Consider the following 21,560-nt stretch of genomic DNA (forward strand, 5'->3'; position numbering starts at 1 on the left):
CCGGGCCACGGTACCGACGGTTCCCGCCGCCCGTCGGCCCGGGACGTCCCCGGTCTACCGGTGCAGCAGCCGGCGGACCTCGTCGGCGATCAGCCCGGGTTCGGTGATCACCACGTTGTGCCCGGAGGCGTGCGCGAGGACGTGCCGGCCGCGCGCGGACCGGTCCGCGCGGAACCGGTGGGACTCGGTGGCGGCCCGCCGGACGCTCTTCGACATGCCGCGATCCGCGAGCACCCCCGAGATCGAGGTGACCGGGATGTCGACGGGCAGCACCGGCGGCCGGTCCCGGAACGCGGTGGTCGCCGCGACCAGCACGGCGAGCTCCCGGCCGCGCGTGCGCATCGCGCGCGGCGTGAACGCCTCCGCGCGGACCTCGGCGGCCACGTCCGGCGGGAACGCGCGCACGTGGGCGCGGAACGCGAACGCGAGCAGCCCGACCCGGGCGAGCAGCGCGCTGACCCCCTGCACCACCTTCCCGGCTCGCTGGAACGTCCTGCCGAACAGCGGGTCGCACGCCTCGTCGGTGGTGTCCACCAGCACGATCCCGGCGATGCGCAGGGGCCGGTCGGCCGCCGCGACCCGCACGACCGGCCCGCCGCCGCTGTGCGCGACCAGCACGAACGGTCCGGGCCCGAGGTGGTCGAGCAGCGCGTTGAGGTCCGCCGCGAGCCGGTCGACCCCGCGCGGCCCGGAATCCGGCGCGCTGCGCCCCAGCCCCGCCCGGTCGTAGGCCACCGCCCGCGCCCACCGCGCCACCAGCGGCTGCACCAGCGACCAGTACGAGCGCGTCGCCGCCATGCCCGCCTCGAACACCACGGTCGGCACGTCGTCGCCCGGACCGGGCAGCTCCACGTAGTGCAGCTCGCGCCCGCCGCCGACCGGGGCCAAACCCGCCACCCCCTGGGTGTGGAGATCACCCATGACCGCACCCTCCCTCCGGTCCGAGGGCGACTGTAGCGGCGGGCGGGCCCCGGGTGGCGTCGTCCGGCGGCGGTGACCGCTCATCCGCCGATCAACCCCACCACGACCGGCCCGGTCAGCGGCAGCAGGATGCTGGAGATCGCGTAGGTGACGGTGTACCCGATCAGCGGTACGGAGTTGCCCGCCACGCCGGTCACCGCCGAGATCGCCGGCGTGCTGCACTGCTGGCCCGCGATCGCGCCGATCAGGATCGGCGGCTCGATCTTGAGCAGCCGCCGGCCGAGGTAGAGCGACAGCAGCGCGGGCACCAGCACCATCCCGATCCCGGCGAAGGGCAGCAGCACCCCGTACTGCTTGAGCAGCGGCCCGGCCTGCGGCGCGGCGGCCAGGCCGGTGGCCGCGATGAACGTTGCCAACCCGAGGTCCTTGGTCAGCGTCGCGGCGGCCGGCGGGAAGCTGCCGACCGACTTGTGCCGCGAGCGGAACCAGCCGAACACCAGCCCGGAGACCAGCGCACCGCCGCCCGTGCCCAGCGACAGCGGCACCGACCCCAGGTGGATCGTGAGCTTGCCGATCAGCATGCCGAGCGTGACGCCCAGCCCCAGGTAGACGAAGTCCGTGGCGAGGGTGCGCGGCACGGCGTAGCCGATGCGCCTGGTCGCCTCCTCCACGTCCGACGGGCTGCCCACGACGGTCAGCACGTCACCGCGCCGCACCGCCGTCGAGTCGGTCAACGGCATCCGGTGCTCACCACGGGACAGCGAGGTCAGGAACACGCCGTGGCTGCGCAGCGCGCTCACCGGCTGCTCGGGCGAGGTCATCACGACCTCGCGGGTCTCCAGCGCGACCTTGGCCTCCGGGAGCGTCCGCTCCACCCCGATCACGTTCTCCGCCTCCACCAGCGCGGCCCGCTCGCCGACCACCACGACCACGTCGCCGGCCGCCAGCACCAGGTCCGGTCCCGGCGTCGGGTCGCCGCCGCCCCGGCTCACCCGCTCCACGGTCGCCCGGCCCGGCAACGACCGCTCGACCTGCGCGACGGTCCGCCCGGCGGCCTGGTCGACCTGGTAGGCGCGCCCGACCAGCCCCGGCAGGGCGGGCGCGGTGCCCTCCTCGGCGTCGTCACCGCCGAGCCGGTGCAGCAGCGCCCGCGACGCGGCGCGCAGGTCGATCTTCATCAGGGCGGGCGCGAGTCCGCTGGTGAACAGCACGATGGTGATCAGCCCGAACAGGTAGCAGACGGTGTAGGCGGTGGCCACGTTGCCCTGGAACGCCGCCGCGGTCCCGCCGGGCAGCCCGAGCTTGCCGATGGCCTCGGTCGCGGTGCCGACGACCGCCGATTCGGTGGCCGCGCCCGCGAGGATGCCCGACGCCGTGCCGACGTCCAGGTCCAGCGCGGAGGCCAGCACGAGCACCAGCGCCACCACCGTGACCGCCTCGACCAGCGACAGCACCCCGAGCTTGAGCCCGGACCGGTTCAGGTTGGCGAAGAACTGCGGCCCGCCGCCGAACCCGAGGGCGAAGATGAACAGCGCGAACGCGATCGTCCGCACCTGGTCGTCGAGGGAGACCCCGAGCAGCCCGACGAGCAGCGCCACGATCAGCGTGCCGCAGATGCCGCCCAGCCGGATCGGGCCGACCCGCAGCTTGCCCACCAGGTATCCCAGGGCCAGGCACGCGAAGAGCGCGATCTCCGGTGTCGACCGCAACAGCTCCCGCACCCAGTCCATGTCCCCGCCTCACACCGGGAGTCCCGGTCGGTCGTCGTCCCGGAGCACGGCGCTGCGGTTACCGCGCCCGCCGACCGCTCCGGTGTGCCCACGTGCGCACCTCCCGTTCGGACTATGCCCCGGCCCGGCCCGGCACGCCTGAGGAGCGCCCCGCGCGTTCACCTGTCCGTGGGATGCCCGCGCGGAACCGGGGAACCCGTCCTAGCCTCCGGGAGACGCCCTCGGCGGACGTCCAGCGGAGGGACGATGAACTTTCTCAGGGACGAGATCTTCAAGCCCTACCCCGAACTCCTGGTGTTCCTGACCGTCGCGGCCGGGTTCCTGCTCGGTCGCATCCGGCGGCGGGCGATCGCGCTCGGCGCGGTCACCGGGTGCCTGCTCGCCGGTCTCGCCCTGGGGTGGCTGTTCGAGGTCCCGGTCAACGGCACGGTCAAGTCGCTGTTCTTCATCATGTTCCTGTTCGCCCTGGGCTACCGGGTCGGCCCGCAGTTCTTCCGGGGCCTGCGCAAGGACGGCCTGCCCCAGGTGCTGCTCGCCGTCGTGGTGTGCGTCGCGGGCCTGCTGGTGTGCTGGCTGTTCGCCGCGCTGCTGGGCTACGGGCCGGGCCTGAGCGCCGGGCTGCTCGGCGGCGCGCTCACCCAGTCCGCGGTGATCGGCGTCGCGGGCGACGCGATCGGCAGCCTGCCCGGACTGTCCCCCGACCAGGTCACCGAGCAGCAGAACCTGGTGGCCATCGGCTACGCGGTGACCTACCCGCTGGGCACCGTCCTGTGCGCGATCCTGCTGGCGAACGTGCTGCCCCGGCTGGTCGGGCGCGACCTGGCGGCGGACAGCGCCGAACTGGCCCGGGAACTGGACGCGGGCACCGACGACCCGGACGTGGGGGACGGGTACTACGAAGTGGTGCTGCGGGCGTTCACCGTGGCCCACCCGGACGTGGTCGGGCAGACCGTCGAGCAGTTCGAGCGGCGGCAGGCCTCGCTGGGCCGGCGGATCTACCTGACCCGCGTCCGCCGCGACGGGAAGATCCTGCCGCAGGAGCAGGGGATCGTGCTCGCGGAGGGCGACGTGGTGGCGGTCAGCGCGATCCGGGGCGACCTCGTCGCCTACGACCCCGAGCGCGAGATCGGGCCGGAGGCCGACGACGTCGAACTCCTCGGCTACCGGACCGAGACGCTGCACGTCGTGGCCGGCGCGAAGGCCCACCTCGGGCAGAGCATCGCCGAACTGCGCCGCGAACCGTTCATGGTCGGCGTCTACGTCACCGAGCTGCACCGGTCCGGTGCCAAGTACCCGATGCGCCTGTCGACCGAGGTGGAGCGCGGGGACACGCTGCTGCTCACCGGACCCCAGCGGCTGGTCGTGCCCGCCGCGCGGCAGCTCGGCACGCCCGTCCCGACCAGTTTCGCCACCGACATGGTCTGGGTCGGCCTGGGCATCTTCCTGGGCGGCTGCATCGGCATCCCGGCACTGCACGCGGGCGGCGTGCCGATCAGCCTGTCCACCTCCGGCGGCGCGCTGATCATGGGCCTGGTGTTCGGCTGGCTGCGGGCGAAGTACCCGACCTTCGGCAACGTGCCGGGCGGCGCGCAGTGGTTCATGGACACCCTCGGCCTGTGCCTGTTCGTCGCGGTGGTCGGCATCAACGCCGGGCCGAGCTTCACCAGCGGCCTCGCCCAGGCCGGGTGGGGCCTGCTGCTGCTCGGCGCGGTCGCCACCGTCGTGCCGCTGCTGGTCGGGTTCGTGATCGGGCACTGGGTGCTCAAGATGCGGATGCCGATCCTGATGGGCGTGCTCGCGGGCGCGCAGACCACCACCGCCGCGATCGGGGCGATCAACGAGTCCGCGAAGAGCCAGATACCGACGATCGGCTACACGATCCCGTACGCGGTGGGCAACGTGCTGCTGACCATCTGGGGCGCGGTGATCGTCCTGCTGCACCACTGACCCCCCGACCCGTCGAGCCGACCCCGCCGAGTCCGAACCCGTGGGCACAGAAAGGCCGCCGCCATGCCGAAGTCGTCCGTCACCAGGGCCGAGATGGAGAAGCTGGCCGGGCTCAGCCCGTTCGAGCTCAAGGGCGAGTTCCTCCGCCTGGCCGAGCACCACCACGACGACCAGCAGGCCCGCTCCGCGCGGCTGATGCTCAACGCCGGGCGCGGCAACCCGAACTGGATCGCGACCGGGCCGCGCGAGGCGTTCTACGCGCTCGGCCACTTCTCGCTGACCGAGAGCCGGCGCGTCTGGACGGCCGACGACCTGGGCGGGATGCCCGCGAAGGACGGGATCGCGGACCGGTTCACCGCCTTCGTGAAAGCCCACCCGGACCTGCCCGGCATCGACCTGCTGGAGCGCTCGGTGCGGCTGGGGGTCGAGCGGTTCGGCTTCGACCCGGATGCCTGGGTGCACGAGCTGACCGACGGCATCACCGGTGACAACTACCCGGTGCCGGACCGGATGCTGGTGCACCTGGAGCAGGTCGCCCGCGCGTACCTGCACCAGGAGCTGTTCGACGAGCGCCCGGCCGACGCGGAGCTCAAGCTGTTCGCGACCGAGGGCGGCACCGCCGCCATGTGCTACGTCTTCGACTCGCTGATCGCGAACGGCGTGCTGCGCAAGGGCGACCGGATCGCGTTGATGGTGCCGATCTTCACCCCCTACATCGAGATCCCGGAGCTGGACGAGTACCGGTTCGAGGTGGTGCCGGTGCACGCCGACCTGTTCGTGGAGGAAGGCGTGCGCCAGTGGCGCTACCCGACCGAGGAGGTCGCGAAGCTCGCCGACCCGTCGATCAGGCTGGTGTGCCTGGTGAACCCGAGCAACCCGCCGTCGCTGGCGCTGTCGGACCGGGTGCGCGAGCAGATCACCGGCATCGTCGCCCGGGACAACCCGGACCTGATCGTGGTGACCGACGACGTGTACGGCACGTTCGTCAACGGGTTCCGCACCATCGCCGCCGACCTGCCGCGCAACACCCTGCTGGTGTACTCGTACTCCAAGCACTACGGCGCGACCGGCTGGCGGCTGGGCCTGATCGGCCTGCACGACGACAACGTGGTCGACGAGCAGATCGCGCGACTGCCCGAAGCGGAACGCGACCGGCTGCGCGCCCGGTACGGCACGCTGTCCCTGGAACCGGACGCGATCCCGTTCATCGACCGGCTGGTCGCGGATTCCCGCAGGGTCGCGCTCAACCACACCGCCGGGTTGGGCCTGCCGCAACAGGTGCAGATGGGGCTGTTCTCGCTGTTCGCCATGCAGGACGAGGGCAAGGCGTACAAGGCGCGCGTGCAGGAGATCGTGCGGACGAGGCTGGGGCTGCTGGTCGAGGGCGCGGGCATGAAGATCGCCGACGACCCGCAGCGCGCCGGGTACTACCTGGAGCTGGACCTGTTGGCCGAGGCCGAACGCGTGTACGGCGCGGACTTCGCGCGGCACCTGGAGGCCACCTACGAGCCGATCGACCCGCTGTTCCGACTGGCCGAGCACGCGTCCGTGGTGCTGCTCAACGGCGGTGGGTTCGACGGGCCGAAGTGGTCGGTCCGGGTGTCGTTGGCCAACCTCGACGACCTGGACTACCTGAAGATCGGCCACCACCTGCACACCGTGTTCGCCGAGTACCACGACGAGTGGAAGCCCTCCTGACCCGAGGCCCGCCCGGTCCGGCCCGACGCGTTGTGGCGGTGTACAGCCCTCGGCGCGGGGCCGGTACCCCCGTGCGCGCCGGACGCCGGGCCGTTCGGAGCCACCCCGGTCAAGTTTTCGTCGAGGTTTCCCGGTCTTCGCCCAATCCCGCACGTGGCAGCCCGACGGGTTGTTCAATGAAATCGTTGCCCGTCAACGTGAGGAGATGTCGTGAGTAGAGCACGACGCTTGGGGGCCTTGTTCGCCTCACTCGTGGTCGCCGTGGCCTCGGGGGTGGTCGCCGTCCAGGGTGCCGCCGCCGCGCCGCAGGTGCACCGCGCGCTCGACCCGGATTCGGTCCGGGAATCCGTCCACTACCTGGTGGACGCGTACGGGGTGTCGGAGCGGGAAGCCTTACGCCGCCTGCAACTCCAGGACGATGCCACGCGCTTGGACCAAGTGCTGCGGCAGGACGCTCGGGGCACTTACGGCGGCATGTGGCTCGACCACGCCGCCGGTGGCGTGCTGGTCGTCTCGATGACCAGGCCCGCCGACGTCGACCGCTACCTCGGGGCGCTGCCCGACCGGGGGAACGTGCGCACCAAGGCCGTCCGGCACTCGCTGGTCGACCTGAACGCCGCCCGGGACCGGATCGCCACCCGCGTCGGCGCGGGCTCGGACGCCGTGTACCTGCCGTCGGTCAGCGAAGCCGACAACCAGGTCGTGGTCTGGGAACGCGACTGGGTCGCCGCCGAGAAGCAGGGCCACGCGGTCGGGACCGCCGCCGCCGAGGCCCGGAGCGCCCGTGCCGCCGTCGCCGCCGAACCCGCCGGTCTGGTCGTCACCCGCACGCTGGTGAAGCCCGAGCCGATGGCCACGGCGAACCACGACGTGGGTTACTGCCACCCGTTGTACTGCACGAACTACGGCCCGATGCGCGGCGGCCTGCGCTTGGACATGCTGCGCGATTCCCGGCAGGGGGAGACCCCGAAGTGGGGCGGCTGCACGGCCGGGTTCAACCTGCGCTCGGCCGGCGGCGGGTTCCCCGGCGTGCCGTGGGTGCTGACGGCCGGCCACTGCATGGCCACCAAGACCAACAACACACCGACCCAGCACAACGGCAACAGCGTGCTGAAGCAGCACGGCATCGAGAAGAACTCCTACCCGTACGACTACGCGGCGCTCCAGTACGTCGACGCGGCCACCGCCACCACGTGGCTGGGCGGCCACACCGGCCGCAACCGGGTGCTCAAGTACTGCCGCAACGGCGGTGCGGACAGCAACGCCGACACGCCGTGCGGCGCGCAGGTCACCTCGGTCGACGAGTACATCACCGGCACCCACACCCTCGCCGACGTCAAGCCCGGCTGGGTCGTCTGCACCACGGGCTCGGCCTCCAACGTCCAGACCTACCCGGCCTCGCACGACAGCGGCGCGGGTGCCGGCTACCTGGTCGGCACGCGCTGCGGCCGGGTGCTGTCCACCGACGTCGGCATCAACACCGACCTGTGCGCCCGCAACGGCGACAGCGGCAGCCCGCTGTTCAGCCAGGTCGACCACACCGCGCTCGGCATCCTGGAAGGCAGCCAGCAGGCCCGCACCGGCGTGTGCTACGCGGGTGAGCTGAACAACTACGTGCCGATCGACACCATCATCACCGACCTGAACCAGCGGATCGCGGGCCAGGGCACGGTGTTCTCGGTGATCACCACGCCGAACGGCTGACCCGGAACCACACCCGCCGCACCGCCGCGCGGCGGGCGTGGTCCCGCTGGTCCACGAGTTCCGCTACCGCCGCCACAGCGTCTCGGTGACGGCGCGCTGGACCGGGTCGACGGCCCCCTTGCCGTCCGCCACGTCCCACAGCGTGTTCTGCAACACCCGCCCCAACGTCCACGCGGTGGCCTGCGCGCGATCCAGGTCCAGCGCGTCCACCAGGAGGTCGAAGCGGCGGCGGATGGTCCGGGCGGGGTCGTCCACCGCTTCCAGCCTGTTGTCCAGGCTGGGCATCAGGTCGAAACCGGGGTGGCCGGCCAGCGGTTCGGGGTCGATCGCCAGCCACGGTTCCCGTTGGGCGGCCAGGACGTTGTCGTAGTGCAGGTCCCAGTGCAGCAGCCGGTCACCGGATTCCCCGAGCACCTCCGCCACCGCCGCCGCGCACGAGCGCAGCAGGTCCCGGTCGGTCCGCTCGGCGAGTCCCGGCAGCGCGGCGGGGACGTCGGCCAGCATGGCGGCGGCGATGTCGGCCAACCGGCGCATCCCGGCCGGCGCGGGCACGGACGTCAACCTGCGCAGCAGCCCGGCCAGGACGGTCAGCGCCTCGTCGTCGTCCTCGACCGCCGACAGCGGACGGCCGGCGTCGAGGCGTTCCAGCAGCGCGGAGCCGCTGTCCGGGTCGTGGTCGAACAGGAGGACGATCCCGTTGCCGCGCCACGTCTCCAGGCCGGCGGCGGTCCCGGTGGTCTGCTCGCCGACGGGCTGGAGCCGCAGCACGGCGGCGGTGCCGTCGGCGCGGGTCACCGGCAGGACGAGGGAAGCCATGCCGTGCCGGGACGGGCCGTCGGGGCGCAGCTCCCAGCGGTCCAGCAGATCGGCGGCCAGCCGTGGCAGCGCGGCCAGCCAGGCCCGGCCGACCGGATCGGTGTGCGACGTGAAGAGCACGTCGGGGATGACGAGGTGCACGGGGTGGATCTCCTTCGCGGGCGGTCGGTTCGACGGCTGGTGACGAAGGAGGTGATGGGGGAGCCCGGCTGCCGGGCAGGCGTCAAAGCATGATCCCACCGTACTAGTGACCTCGGGCCCGTCCACGACGATGTCGGTGCCGTGCAGATCCCCGTGCTCACGCAGTACCGACCGGCGCGGCACGGCAGGCGGCCGAATAGAGCAGACATCGATCATCCGGGGGAATCGGACACTGTAATATTGACACTGTCAGATCCCGGGTGCACGATTGCCCGGTGAGTGACGAGCTGTGGACGATCGAACAGCTCCCGGAGCGGGTCGCCGCGCTGCTGGCCGAGAACTACGACGGGCAGCGCAACGGCCGGGTGCGGGAGCTGCCGAACGGGCGCGCCATCCGGTGGTACACCACCATCGGCCTGGTCGACCGGCCGGCTGCCCATCGCGGGAGAACCGCCCTGTACGGGCGGAGACACCTGCTCCAGATCGTCGCGGTGAAGAAGCTCCAGGCCACCGGACACTCGCTGGCCGAGATCCAACTGGTGATGATGGGCGCGACGGACGCGACACTCGCGGAGCTGGCCGGCGTGCCGACCCGGACGGGGGGATTCTGGCGGGATCGGGCGGTCGCCCCGGTCCCGTCGGAACCGCCCCCCGGTACGGCCCGTGACACTGTCAGGGTCGTACCGACCCTCCGGTTGAACGACAGTGTCACGGTCGTGCTCGACGCCGCCGAGCGGGTCCCCGACGCCGGGGAGCTGGCCGAGATCGAAGCCGCCGCGGCACCACTGCTCGACCTGCTCGCACGCCTGGGCCTGACCCCGATCACCGGAGAGGACGACCAATGACCACCCCCATCGAGGTGATCGACGCCGTGCCCGCCGCCGGTGACGACGGCCTCGGCTGCCTGCGCACCGATCGCGGGAACCTGCCGCTGGAAGCGGTGGACGTGCGTGCCTCGATCACCGGGCTGGCCTCCCGCACGACCATCACGCAGACCTTCCACAACCCGCACGCCGAGCCGCTGGAGGCGACCTACGTCTTCCCGCTGCCGGCCCGCTCGGCGGTGACGGCGCTGCGCATGGAGGCCGACGACCGGGTGGTCGACGGGGTGCTCAAGGAGCGGGGCGCGGCGCGCGCCGAGTACGACGAGGCCATCTCCACCGGCAAGCGGGCGGCCATCGCCGAGGAGGAGCGGCCCGGGGTGTTCACCACCCGCGTCGGCAACGTGCTGCCCGGCGAGCGGGTCACCGTGCGGCTCACCTTGGCCGGTGCGCTGGCGTACGAGGACGACGCGGCCACCTACCGGCTGCCGTTGGTCGTCGCGCCCCGCTACATCCCGGGCGCACCGCTGGCGGGCGGTCAGGTCGGGGACGGCGTGGCCGCCGACACCGACGCGGTGCCGGACGCGTCGCGGATCAGCCCGCCGGTGCTGCTGCCCGGGTTCCCGAACCCGGTGCGGCTCTCGGTGGAGGTCGAGGTCGACACCGCCGGTCTGCCCGCCGCGACACCGTCCGCGAGCCTGCACGCGACCGTGACCGAGCGGACCGCGCTGGGGTTCCGGGTCAAGGTCGAACCCGGTGCGCGCGTGGACCGGGACTTCCTGCTGCGCCTGGCGTTCGCCGATGACGACGTGGTGCGGACCGCGCTGGCGGTCCGCCCGGACGAAGGCGGCGGGGCGGGGACGTTCGCGTTGACCGTGCTGCCGCCGAAGGCCGACGCCGCGACACGCGGTCGGGACGTGGTGCTGGTGCTGGACCGCTCGGGCTCCATGCAGGGTTGGAAGATGGTGGCCGCGCGGCGGGCGGCCGGTCGGATCGTGGACAGCTTGACGACGGGGGACCGGTTCGCGGTCCTCGCGTTCGACAACGTGGTGGACACCCCGACCGCGCTGCCGGACGGGCTGGTCGAGGCGACCGACCGGCACCGCTACCGGGCGGTGGAGTTCCTGGCGGGCCTGGGTGCCCGGGGCGGGACCGAGATGCTCGCGCCGCTGCGCCGCGCCGGCGAGCTGCTGGGCCGCGCCGGTGACCGGGAACGTGACGGTGACCGGGGCCGTGACGGTGACCGGGAGCGCGTGCTGGTCCTGGTGACGGACGGCCAGGTCGGCGACGAGGACCGGTTGCTGCGCGAACTCGCGACCCCGCTGGCCGGGGTGCGCGTGCATGCCGTGGGCATCGACCGGGCGGTCAACGAGGCGTTCCTCCAGCGGTTGGCCGGCACCACGGGCCGGTTCGAGCTGGTGGAGTCGGAGGACCGGCTGGACGAGGCGCTGCGCGGCATCCACCGCCGCATCGGCTCGCCGGTGCTGACCGGGCTGGCCGTGCTCGCCGAGGGCGTGGACGCGGAGACGCTCGCGCCGTCGCCGCTGCCGGACCTGTTCCACGGCGCGCCCGTGGTGGTCACCGGACGCTACCGGGGGCGGCTGGACGGGGTGGAGGTGTCCGGCGACGGCGGGTGGCGGCAACAGGTGCGGGCGGTGGCCAGCGACAACCCCGGTTTGTCGGCGCTGTGGGCGCGGGCGCGGGTGCGGGACTTGGAAGACCGGTACGTCGTGGGTGTCGGCGACCTGGCGGACCTGGAGCGCCGGATCGTGGCGACATCGCTGGAGTTCGGCGTGCTGTCGCGGTTCACCGCTTTCGTCGCGGTCGACTCGCGGGTGGTCAACGAGACGGGGGAGGTGCCCCACCGGGTGACGCAGCCGGTGGAGACACCTTCGGGCTGGCAGCCGGCCGCGTTCGGCGGCGGTGGGTTCGCCGCCGCCCCGGCCGCCCCCGGCCTGGCCGCGCCAGGCATGACCGCGCCGGGTATGGCCGCGCCGCGCCGGATGCGCGCGTCCGCCGACGCCTTGGAGGTGGCCGGGCCGGCCGTGCCCGCGCCGCAGTTCGCCGCTGGCCCGCCCCGGAAGGCCAAGCCCGCATCGCGCCCCGTGCCGCCGCCCGCACCACAGCCTGGGCAGGCACCCGCACTACAGCCTGGGCACATGCCTGTGCCGCAGCCGGGGCAGCCTGCCGCGTCACCTTCCGCGTCACCTTCCGCGCCGGAGACGGTGGCGGTGTTCGCGGCCCGGGAGCTGGAGGTCTTGCGTGCCACCGATCCGGGGGACGCGTCGGCCGCGCTGACCCGGCTGGCGGGCGAGATCACCCGCCTCGAACCGGGGTGGCGGGCGGCCGGGGAATCCCCGGAGCGGGTGCGGGTGCTGACCGAGCTGGCGGCGGCGCTGGGGTCGTCGGCCGACCAGGCCGAGATCGGGCGGCGGTTGGTGCGGGCGATCACCGCTCTGGAGGGTCTCGCCGCACCTCGAAAGCGCGTGCCGTTCTGGAAACGCCGATGATCACGGGTGATGTACGACACTTCGCGACATAGGGTGTCCTACCTGGTCTCGGCCTTACCGGAATGGGTGAATGCTTAGGCTGTCGTCGCATGTCATCCCGTGTTCGCTACTGGATGTCGCGAAATTCCCTCCTGATCATTACTCCGTTGTGCCACTATTAGCCTGTTCGTGCGGACGAGGGGCCGCCGAACGTGACTCGGTGCAGTTGCGGGTCAGTTGTCAAGGCTAGGCAGATCCTCAGGGGGAGGAAGATCGTTCATGTCTACGACCACCGAACGGGAATTGCTGGGTGAAGAGGTCACGAGGGGCGGCGCTGAGGCGTCGAGCACCTGGACGGACCACGGGGACACCCAGGAAGACCAGGGCAAACACGAGCACGCGCACGGCCTGTTCGGCCCGCTGTGCACGGGTAACGGCTGCGTGCAAACGCCGTCCAAGCCCTGACCAATAGCACGTGATCATCGAGCCCGCCGGCCGGGAACCTGGTCGGCGGGCTTTGTTCGGTTGCGTTCTGTGATGTCATGGACGAGTGCCTGTGACCGTTATTCGCGACGAGTCCGTGGTCATCCGCGAGGCGCGGGAGTTGCACCGCAGCGGCGTCGAGGCGTCGTGCGCCGGGCAGCACCGCGATGCGGTGCGGGATCTGCGCCGGGGGCTGAGCCTGGCCGACGCGATCAATCCCGCTGATCCGGAACTGCGGGCGGACTGGCTGGTGGCGCGAATCCGGTTGTCGTCGACGCTGGCCGCGCTGATGGCGGAATCCGCCGGGCCGGCCGCCGGGCTCGCCGGACTGGACGACGTGCGGCAGTTGATCGAGCAGGTGGCCGATCCGCTGCTCAGAGCGGAACTGTTCGGCAGCGTCGAGCACAACCGGGGTCTGCTGCTGCTCAACGCCGGGCGCACCGAGGACGGCGTCGCCGTGCTGGACTCCGCGCTCGACCACGAGGAGCGCCGCCTCGCCGCCGACCCCCGGGAGCCGGCGCTGGTCGAACCGGTGGTCAAAACGCTGTGGAGCCGGGGCACCGCGCATACCAAGCTCGGCTCGGTCGCGCGGGCGCGGCAGGACCTGACCAGGGCCGTGCTGCTGGCCACCGAACACGGGCTGACCACCAGGGCGGCCGACGCCAGCCACGCGCTCGGCCGGCTCGACCTGAGGGTCGGGGACGTGCCAGCGGCGTTGCGCCGCTACGAGCACAGCGAGCGTTCGTACCGGGCGCAGGACCTCGACGTGCCGGTCCTGCTGGGTCTGCACCGGGCGCAGGCGTTGATGGCGGCCGGCCTGGCCGACGAGGCGGGCAACCAGCTCGACAGCGTGCTGCCGGTGATGCGCGCCGAGGAGAGCGTCACCCGGGACTTGGCCGACGTGGAGCTCTACCGGAGCGTCGCGGCCTACATGAACGGCGATTTCGACCTGGCGCGCGCGATGGCGGCGTCGGCGCGGCAGCGGATGCGGCGGTGGGGGTGTGAGACCTGCGTTGCGAACGCCACGCTGGTCGCGTTGCGCGTGGACACCGCAGTCGCGCTGTCCGCCGACGAAGCACCCGGGACGGTGTCGGGGCGGGCGCTGGCCCGGCGGGCGCTCGACTTCGCCGACGGGCTGGCCGTGCCGAGGCTGGCCGAGCAGGCGGCGCTGGCCCGGATGCTGGCGGTGCGCCTGGAGATCCGGCGCGGTGCGCTCGACGCGGCCGAGCGGGTGTTGGCCGGGGTGCCCCGGCCGGGTCGGCTGGCCCCGATCGAGCACCGGATGCTGCGCCGGCTGTGCCGGGCCGAGCTGGCCGTGGCGCGCGGGCAGCACACCGCCGCCCTGTCGGAGATCCGGGGCGGCCTGACCGACCTCGACCACGTCCGGGACCGGATGGGTGGTCTGGAGCTGTTGTCCGGGACCGCGCTGCACGGCCGTGACCTGTCCGAACTGGCCGTGCACCTGGTGCTGTCCGGCGGCAACCCGCGCCGCTTGTTCGCGTGGCTGGAGCGCACCCGCGCGCAGACCTACCGGTACGAGCCGCTGACCCGGTTCGACAACCCGGAGCTCGCCGAGCGGATCGCCGAGATCCGCACCCTCACCCAGTCGATCCACCAGGCGAAGCACGAGGGCCACCCGACCACGGTGCTGCGCGCCCGCCGCGCCGAGCGGATGCGCGAGGCGAACCGCCTGGGCTGGCACACCGGCCGGTGGGGCCGGTCGCGCCCGGTCGCGGGGCTCGCCGAGGTGATGGCGCAGTTGGGCGATCGCGCTCTGGTCAGCTTCGCGAGTTCGGAGGACTCGCTGGTCGCGGTCGTCGTGGTGGGTTCCGGTGTCCGGCTGGCCAGGCTGGGCTCGTCGGAGCGCGCCGGGGAAGCCGCCCGGATGCTGAACGCCGACCTCAACGCCCTGGCCCCGGACCACCTGCCCGCCCAGTTGGCGGCGGTGATGGCGTCGTCCGCCCGCAAGCAGGCCGACCTGATCGACGAGCAGTTGATCCAACCGCTGGTGGAGCTGGTCGGCGACCGCGACCTGGTGATCGTCCCGACCGGGTCGCTCTACGCGATCCCGTGGGGGGTGCTGCCGACGTTGCATGGCCGGCCCACGGTCGTCGCCCCGTCGGCCACCGCGTGGTTGGCCGCCGACCGGGCCGAGCGCCGCCCGGAGGGCCGCACGGTGCTGGCTCGCGGCCCCGACCTGCCGGCCGCTGTGGGCGAGATCGACAAGTTGGGCGCGTACTACAGCACCGCCGCGTTGCTGTCCGGCGAACGCGCCACGGTCGCCAACGTGCTGGAAGCCTTGGACGGCGCGGAGATCGCCCACCTGGCCGCGCACGGTGTGCACGAGCCGGAGAACGCCCTGTTCTCCCGGCTCGAACTGGGCGACGGCCCGCTCTACGCGCACGAGGTGGCGGGCCTGCCGAACCCGCCGCGCCAGGTCGTGCTGGCGTCGTGCGAGCTGGCCCTCAACCGCATCCGGCCCGGTGACGAGCCCCTGGGCTTCGCGAGCGCCCTGCTGGCCAGCGGCTCGCACATGGTGGTGGCCCCGCTGAGCCGGGTGGGCGACCAGGCGTGCGCCGCCGCGATGGACGACTACCACCGCCTCCTCGCGGCCGGGGCCGAACCGGCTGTGGCGCTGGCGGAGGCGATCGCCGTCGACCCGCTGCACCGGCCGTTCGTCTGCCTCGGCAGCGGTCGCCGCTGACCCGCGCAACCGGCACCGGTGCGAAGTGGGCTACTACGGAGCGGCCGGTGCGGAGGGGGCAGGCGGTCAGGCCGGCCAGGTGCCGGCGATCTCGTAGGTGTCGCCCAGTTCGCGGTAGCGGTTGATGGCTTCGCGGTAGTGCTCGGCGGCTTCCCCGTAGCGGCCGGTGTGGTGGTGGACGTAGCCGAGGCTGTGGAGGGTGTTCGCCTCGCCGTCGCGGTTGTCGTGCTTGCGGTGCAACGCCAAGGCGGCTTCGCAATGTTCGCGCGCCTGCTCGTGGTCGCCCGTCTTCGCCTGGTACCAGCCGACCTGGTTCAGGGCGATGGCCCGGCCGATCGGGTCGTCCATCCGGTCGTGCAGCGCGTCGTCGTGCGGCGACCAGGCACGCGTGCTCGGCCTCGAACCACGCCAGCGCGGCACTGTCGTCGGACAACGGCACGGGCACGCAGCCGGACGCGGCGGGCTCCAAGCGCACCGGGCTGCGGTGCGGGTCCAGCAGCACGTCGCCCGCGTGCGCGGTTGCGGGTAGAAGTCGACCACGCGGCGCAGCGCGGCAGCGGTCCGTCCGGTGGTCGACCCGGTCAGGCTCGCCGCCGCGCGCAGGTCGGTGGCCGGACCGGGCGCGATGCCCAGCAGCGCGAACACCCTGGCCTGCTCGGCGGGCAACACTCGGCAGGACCAGTGCAGCACGTCGGGCAGGCCGGCGGTCGGATCGTCGTCGTCCAGCGCGGCCAGGCCCAGTTCGCGCAGCTCGGCCGCGACGGCGGCGAGTCTCCCGCCGGGGTCCGTCCGCGCTCGGCCGGCGATGATGCCCAGCGCCGGCGGGAAGCCGCCGCAGCGCGCGACCAGCTCGGCGACCGCCTCGGGTTCGGCGGCCACCCGGTCCGCGCCGAGGTGGCGCACCAGCAACCCCCGGGCTTCGTCCTCGGTCGGCACGTCCAGCGGAACCGGGTGCGCGCCGTGCCGGATGACCAGGCCGGACATCTTGTTGCGGCTGGTCACGAGCACCGGGCAGGACCGGGTGCCGGGCAGCAGCGGGACGACCTGGCCGGTGTTCGCGGCGTTGTCCACCACGAGCAGCAGCCGGCGGTCGGCAACGGTCGTGCGGAACAGCGCGGTCTGCGCGTGCGGCTCGACCGGGATGCGGTCGCGGTCCACGCCCAGCGCCTCCAGGAACCCGCGCACGGCCGAGGCGGGGTCGACCCGGTCGGCTTCCGGCCCGAACCCGCGCACGTCGACGAACAGGTGCCAGTCGGGGAAGCGGTGGGCGTTGCGGTGCGCCCAGTGCAGGGCCGGCCACGTCGTGCCGATGCCGCCGACGCCGGCGATGGACGAGATCACCGCCGTGCCGTCGAGCTCGTCCAGGTGGGCCAAGGCGTCCAGCCAGCCGACGGACGGACCGGACACGACCGCACCGGACACGACCGCGCCCGGCCACGCCAGACCGCCCCGGGCCCGACGCTGGTCGGGGGATGAGCGCCGGGTCGGTGGCCAGGATGCGGCGGTGCAGGTCGCGCAGCGGTGCGCCGGGGTCCGCGCCGAGCTGGTCGCGCAGCCCGAGCCGGATTCGCCGGAAGTGCTCCAGCGCGTCGGCGGACCGCCCGGCCCGGTGCAGGGCGAGCGCCGCCGGCACGCACCGCTGCCTCGACGGCCCGAGGTCGACCGGCCCGCCGGACGACCGCACCGCCACCTCACCGGGCAAGCAGGACTCCACCGCACCTCCGCCGCGATCGTGGACCATCGTTCCCATCGCGGCGGTCGCGACCGGACGGCGGCACCGCCTCCCGGGTCAGGGCGCGTACTGGGTCAGCACGACCACCTCGGACTCGTCGTGCGGCAGGTACTTCACCCGCACCACGGAGCCCGGCTGGAGCTGGTGGACGGCACCGGCGGGCACCGCCTTCTGCTGGGTCACGTCGAACATCGCGTGGTCCGGCCGGGTGACCCGCAGCGTCAGGGCCACCACCGAGCGGTCGTGCCGCACCTCGCCGGTCGGGACCACGGCCAGCACCACGGCCTGCGCGTCGACACCGTGGCGCGAGATGTGCAGTTGCTGCGGGGTGATCAGACCCTTGGCCAGGTGCACGTGGTCGAGCGCGTTCTGGAGCTCGTCGGGCGCGGCGTCGGTGGCCAGCACCGCGCGGCCGTCGGGCAGGTAGCGGACCGGCAGGCTCGCGCCGATCCGCACCACCGCCATGTCGGTCAGGTCGACCAGTTGGCGGGCGGTGCCCGGGAGCGTGCGGCCGTCGGGCGTCTCGATCTCCAGCCGGAGGTCCAGTTGCGGTTGGTCGTTCACGGTCAGGCCGGTGCGCGTCACGCCCACCACCCGGCCGATGCCGATCGGCGCGCCGCGGAACGATTCGTGCACGCCGCCCAGCAGCGACATGCCGCTCGTCAGCCGGGCCACGCTGAACAGCGTCGGCACCACGAAGACCAGCAGCAGCGGGCCGGTCAGCCAGCCGTTGAGCCAGTCGAGCCCGTCGTCGCCGGTCGCCCCGTAGACGACGTAGACGGTGGTGAGGGCGGTGCCGATCAGGAGCACGGTCCAGGCCAAGACCTTCATGGCGGGAGTCCTCTCGCGACTGAGGGGGTGACGTGTCAAGAAGGGGTGACGGGTCAGTCAGGAAGGGGTGCCGAAGAAGTCGGCGGAGCCGATCGGCACGGCGGTGAGTTGCCCGTCCGGGGTGAGCGCGGCCACGACCGGACCGACGCCGACGGCGGTGACGCCGTTCGTGCTGGTGGCCGCCGCGGTGAACGTACCGGTGTCGACCGACGTGCTGCCGGTGACCTTCCCGGTGGTCAGGGAGACCGCGCTGAGCTGCTTGGCCGGGTCGTTCACGCCTCGGGCGTGCACCACCAGCACCTGTTCCGACCCGGCCCCGGCCGCCGCCGTCCCGGCGACCACCAGGCCGCCGTGCTGGAACACCGCGTCGCCGACCGGGGTCCGGTCGCCGTCCGGCGCGACCTTGACCAGGGTGTGGCCCGGTCCGCCGTCGGCGCGGGCGACCAGTTCGACCTGTCCGCCGGCGTACTCGGCCTGCGACCGGGTGCCGGTCCGCGGGTCCGCCGCGCCGCGCTCCGCGAGCTGCCCGGCCCAGGCCGCCGCGGTGGGCGGGTCGGCGGGCACGGCGGTGACGCTGTCCAGGTCGATCGTGGACACCCGGCCGTCGCCGCCCATGGCGACCACCCGGCGGTTCCCGGCGTCGAACCGGTAGGCCCAGGGCGCGGCGATGTAGGCGGGGCCCAGGCCCTCGACATCCGGGCCCCCGGCGATCGTCGCGCCGTCGGCCAGGTCCAGCACCACCAAACCGGCGTCGGTGGCCACGTAGGTGTACCGCTCGCCGGAGGCCAGCACGTCGGCCTGCCAGAGGAGCTCGTCGGAGAGCTGGGTGTCCCAGACCAGCTCGCCGGTGGTGACGTCGCGGGCGGCCAGCCGCACCTGGAACATGTCCTGGAACAGCAGTTGGAACATGCCGCGCGGCCCGTGCCGGGTGTAGGGCACCAGCACGACCTCGCGACCGTCGACGGCGGCGAAACCCATGACGCCCCGCGCCTCGACGTCCGGTTCCGGTGCCACCAGGTAGGAGCCCCCGAAGAACAGGCAGGCGAACAGGACCAGGGGGATCAGCGCGATGACCGGCCCGCGCCGGAACCGGCGCGGCGGCGTGCCGTACGGCAGGGCCGGGTAGTACTGCGGCGGCGTCCCGTACACCGGGTCGGGCTGCGGAATCCTCATGGTCCGAAGCGTGCGGCACGAGCGCCGCCTACCGATCACAGGATTGCCGCCCGCACGGTCTCCGACCAGCGCGGACGTCCGACCGGCTAGGCTCGCGGGGTGACTACTGGCGCGCGGGCGGCGACCGCGGGGACGGCGTCGCCGAGGGGGCTGCTGATCGACCGGGCCTGGTCCCGGCTGGGTGACGCGGTCGCGCCGCTGAGCAACGAGGCGGGCCGCCCGCTGGCCCGCACGGTGAAGCTCATCCTCGACCCGCTGGTGCTGCGCCCGGTGCGCCACCCCGAGTTCGCGGCCGGTGCGGTGGCCGCCGGGCACGCCGAGGCGCTGGCCGACCGGATCGTCGAGGCCGGCCCGGTGCTGGCCGCGACCGCCGCCTGGTTCCTGGTGCTGAAGAAGGCGCGCCGGCGGGCGGGCATCACCGACGGCAACCCGCAGGACCTCTACTTCCAGCGCTGCTACGAGCTGGCGACCGTGCACGGCGACCCCCGGCTGAGCCCGAACGCCGCCGACCGGGCCGGCGCGGTGCTGGCCGAGGTGCACGACCAGGACGGGCCGACGGTGGCGGGGCTGCGCGGGTTCGTGACCGACCCGGCCCACGCGCCGGAGCTGGCCCGCCTGCTGGCCGAGGCGTGGTCCGACCGGCCCGCACCCGGGGGAGGGGCGACCGGGCCGCACCCGACGGCGGTGGGCGACTTCCTGGACACCTGCGCCACCAAGCCCGACCAGGCGCTGTTCGACGTGCTGGTCGCGCGGCGGGTGGGCGCGCGCGGCGCGGCGGAACTGGCCGGGTCGGGCGCGGCGCGGGCGCACGGGCTGTCCGACCGGGACCGGCCCGAACGACCGGACCTCGGCGAGTCGGCCGCCAAGCAGCACCTGCCCAAGCCGTTCGACCGGTCCATCGTCGAGCGCCTGTTCGTGCCGTTGACCACCGCGCACCGCGACGCCCTGGACGACGTGCCGGCGCTGGTGCGGCAGGAGATCGCCCGCTCGGCCGGGCCGTGGCAGCTCGCCGACGAGGCCGGGCGGGTGGTGCTGGTGCTGGGCCGCGCGGCGGTCGCCGGGCTGGCCGGCGAGGTCGGCTGCGACGCGGCGGTCAGGCTGCGCGGTCGCTGGGAGCGCGAGGCGTACGTGCGGCGGGCGCTGCGGATGCCGTCGGCGGTGCCGGAGAGCGTGCGGGCGGACGTGCACGGCGTGCGGGAGGCGTACCTGCGCCGCCTGTGGGTGCGCACCCACGGCCGTGAGCTGCGGCGGGAGACCGTGCCGGCGGACGGGCTGTGGGACGTGCTCGACGGCGTGCTCCGGTCGGTGATCCTGGACCAGCGGGACCGGTTGCGCTCGGCGCTGGAACGGCGGGCCGCCGGATGAGGATCACCAGGGCCGCCGTGGTCGAGGTCGGCGCGTGGCCGCACCCGGAACGCGCCGCGCTGCTCGAAGGCCGGGGTGCGGTGCTGGCGTGGGACGTGCTGGGCGACGCCGCGCCGGCGGCCCGCGTGCACGACGTGGACCGCGCGGCCGACTGGCTGTGGGAGGCCTACGGCGACGAGGCCGCCGCCGGTGTCCTGGGCGACGCCGCCGGGATCACGCCGGCGGGGGCGTGGCCGGCGGGCCGGGCCCTGGCGCAGTTGGCCTGGCTGGAGGCGTGGTGGCCCGCGTCCGGTGCGGCGGGGGTGCCGGCGCTGGACCTCTCGGTGCTGCGCGCCGAACGCGCCGTGGCGACTTCCGCCGTGGAGCACCTGCTCGACGACGAGGACGCGACCGGGCGGGCGTTGGCGGCGGTGCCGGCCGACCCGGTGGTGGCCGGGCTGTCCGACCGGTTGGCCGCGCTCGCCGAGGACTACGGGGTCGTGCTGCCCGCGCCGGTCGCGTCCCGCGCGGAATTCGCCCTGGCCGCCGGGGGAGATGCCGCCGGGGACGGTACCGGTGCGGACGGGGTGACCGTCCACAGTGGAGCCGACCCGGTGGACTGGGCGCTGGTGCCGGCCGGCGCGGTGGACGCGGCGGCCGACGCGCGGTGGGCCGTGGTCCGGCGCGGCGGGGCCACGTTCCTCGACGTCGCCGTGCCCGGCGGCCCCCGGCCCGGGGTGCCGCTCGCGGCGCGGTTCGGCGCGGTGGAGGTCGCGCTGGACGGGACCGACGGCCTCGGCCGGCGCACCGGGCGGACCCCCGTGCCGGCGACGGTCCTGCTGCTGCCCCCGGCCGCGCGCCGGCTCACCGTGTACGCCCCGGGCTTCGCGCCGCCCGCCGCCCCGGACCGGGACCCCGACGCGCCGTCCCGGCGGGCCGCGATCATCGCCTACGCGCGCACCCGGCCGGACGCGCCGGACGCCACCCTCACCGAACGCCTGGCGGGCCGTCGGTGAGCGGGTGGGC

Annotated in this window: 15 protein-coding genes and 1 pseudogene; 9 read left to right on the forward strand and 7 right to left on the reverse strand. The window is 73.8% G+C overall.

Going from position 1 to position 21,560, the window contains the following annotated elements:
• Positions 1 to 54: 54 nt before the first annotated feature.
• The gene (locus AB0G01_RS29865) at positions 55 to 921 is read right to left on the reverse strand and encodes an alpha/beta hydrolase (RefSeq protein WP_360952247.1); all 867 of its coding nucleotides are present in this window, start codon (positions 919 to 921) and stop codon (positions 55 to 57) included.
• 80 nt (positions 922 to 1,001) lie between these two features.
• A complete protein-coding gene (gene aspT, locus AB0G01_RS29870) occupies positions 1,002 to 2,651 on the reverse strand; it encodes an aspartate-alanine antiporter (protein ID WP_360952250.1) in 1,650 nt (549 codons plus the stop codon).
• A 246-nt stretch (positions 2,652 to 2,897) separates the two neighbouring features.
• Here aspT (AB0G01_RS29870) and aspT (AB0G01_RS29875) point away from each other — a divergent pair, with 246 nt between their 5' ends.
• The 3 genes from aspT (AB0G01_RS29875) (at position 2,898) to AB0G01_RS29885 (ending at position 8,000) form a co-directional block, all read left to right on the forward strand.
• On the forward strand, positions 2,898 to 4,598 hold the full coding sequence (aspT, locus tag AB0G01_RS29875) for an aspartate-alanine antiporter (protein ID WP_360952253.1): 1,701 nt from the start codon (positions 2,898 to 2,900) through the stop codon (positions 4,596 to 4,598).
• Between the two features lie 63 nt (positions 4,599 to 4,661).
• Positions 4,662 to 6,296: a bifunctional aspartate transaminase/aspartate 4-decarboxylase gene (locus AB0G01_RS29880; RefSeq protein WP_360952256.1), complete on the forward strand. Its 1,635-nt coding sequence runs from the start codon at positions 4,662 to 4,664 to the stop codon at positions 6,294 to 6,296.
• 210 nt (positions 6,297 to 6,506) lie between these two features.
• Positions 6,507 to 8,000 carry a hypothetical protein gene (locus tag AB0G01_RS29885; protein ID WP_360952259.1) on the forward strand — a complete coding sequence of 498 codons (1,494 nt, stop codon included), beginning with the start codon at positions 6,507 to 6,509 and terminating at the stop codon, positions 7,998 to 8,000.
• Positions 8,001 to 8,063: 63 nt separating this feature from the next.
• On the opposite strand, the gene AB0G01_RS29890 is transcribed toward AB0G01_RS29885, so the two are convergent.
• Entirely contained in the window at positions 8,064 to 8,957 is an 894-nt protein-coding gene (locus AB0G01_RS29890; protein WP_360952262.1) for an aminoglycoside phosphotransferase family protein, read from the reverse strand.
• Positions 8,958 to 9,232: 275 nt separating this feature from the next.
• Here AB0G01_RS29890 and AB0G01_RS29895 point away from each other — a divergent pair, with 275 nt between their 5' ends.
• The 4 genes from AB0G01_RS29895 to AB0G01_RS29910 all read left to right on the forward strand — a co-directional run bounded on the left by AB0G01_RS29895 (position 9,233) and on the right by AB0G01_RS29910 (position 15,454).
• Positions 9,233 to 9,802, forward strand: a complete 570-nt coding sequence (locus tag AB0G01_RS29895) for a MerR family transcriptional regulator (protein WP_360952265.1) — start codon at positions 9,233 to 9,235, stop codon at positions 9,800 to 9,802.
• The gene (locus AB0G01_RS29900; protein ID WP_360952268.1) at positions 9,799 to 12,288 is read left to right on the forward strand and encodes a VIT domain-containing protein; all 2,490 of its coding nucleotides are present in this window, start codon (positions 9,799 to 9,801) and stop codon (positions 12,286 to 12,288) included. The genes AB0G01_RS29895 and AB0G01_RS29900 overlap by 4 nt, the downstream gene beginning before the upstream one ends.
• Positions 12,289 to 12,546: 258 nt before the next feature.
• A complete protein-coding gene (locus AB0G01_RS29905; RefSeq protein ID WP_360952271.1) occupies positions 12,547 to 12,732 on the forward strand; it encodes a hypothetical protein in 186 nt (61 codons plus the stop codon).
• Between the two features lie 91 nt (positions 12,733 to 12,823).
• Complete coding sequence (locus tag AB0G01_RS29910) at positions 12,824 to 15,454, forward strand: CHAT domain-containing protein (RefSeq protein ID WP_360952274.1); 2,631 nt, start codon at positions 12,824 to 12,826, stop codon at positions 15,452 to 15,454.
• A gap of 66 nt (positions 15,455 to 15,520) precedes the next feature.
• Here AB0G01_RS29910 and AB0G01_RS29915 read toward each other — a convergent pair whose 3' ends face one another.
• The 4 genes and pseudogenes from AB0G01_RS29915 to AB0G01_RS29930 all read right to left on the reverse strand — a co-directional run bounded on the left by AB0G01_RS29915 (position 15,521) and on the right by AB0G01_RS29930 (position 19,190).
• On the reverse strand, positions 15,521 to 16,861 hold the full coding sequence (locus AB0G01_RS29915) for a tetratricopeptide repeat protein (RefSeq protein ID WP_360952277.1): 1,341 nt from the start codon (positions 16,859 to 16,861) through the stop codon (positions 15,521 to 15,523).
• 145 nt (positions 16,862 to 17,006) lie between these two features.
• Positions 17,007 to 17,204 (reverse strand): annotated as a pseudogene (locus AB0G01_RS29920) (hypothetical protein); the annotation flags it as partial.
• A 39-nt stretch (positions 17,205 to 17,243) separates the two neighbouring features.
• Positions 17,244 to 18,017 carry a hypothetical protein gene (locus tag AB0G01_RS29925; RefSeq protein ID WP_360952280.1) on the reverse strand — a complete coding sequence of 258 codons (774 nt, stop codon included), beginning with the start codon at positions 18,015 to 18,017 and terminating at the stop codon, positions 17,244 to 17,246.
• Between the two features lie 57 nt (positions 18,018 to 18,074).
• Complete coding sequence (locus tag AB0G01_RS29930) at positions 18,075 to 19,190, reverse strand: PA2928 family protein (protein ID WP_360952283.1); 1,116 nt, start codon at positions 19,188 to 19,190, stop codon at positions 18,075 to 18,077.
• Between the two features lie 99 nt (positions 19,191 to 19,289).
• Here AB0G01_RS29930 and AB0G01_RS29935 point away from each other — a divergent pair, with 99 nt between their 5' ends.
• Together AB0G01_RS29935 and AB0G01_RS29940 are read left to right on the forward strand one after the other, a co-directional pair.
• Positions 19,290 to 20,555 (forward strand): hypothetical protein, encoded by a 1,266-nt coding sequence (locus AB0G01_RS29935; RefSeq protein ID WP_360952286.1) that lies wholly within the window; start codon positions 19,290 to 19,292, stop codon positions 20,553 to 20,555.
• On the forward strand, positions 20,552 to 21,550 hold the full coding sequence (locus tag AB0G01_RS29940; RefSeq protein ID WP_360952289.1) for a hypothetical protein: 999 nt from the start codon (positions 20,552 to 20,554) through the stop codon (positions 21,548 to 21,550). Before AB0G01_RS29935 ends, AB0G01_RS29940 begins: the two co-directional genes overlap by 4 nt.
• The last annotated feature ends 10 nt before the right edge of the window (positions 21,551 to 21,560 follow it).

The sequence above is a fragment of the Actinosynnema sp. NPDC023587 genome, assembly GCF_040640215.1.
GTDB lineage: Bacteria > Actinomycetota > Actinomycetes > Mycobacteriales > Pseudonocardiaceae > Actinosynnema.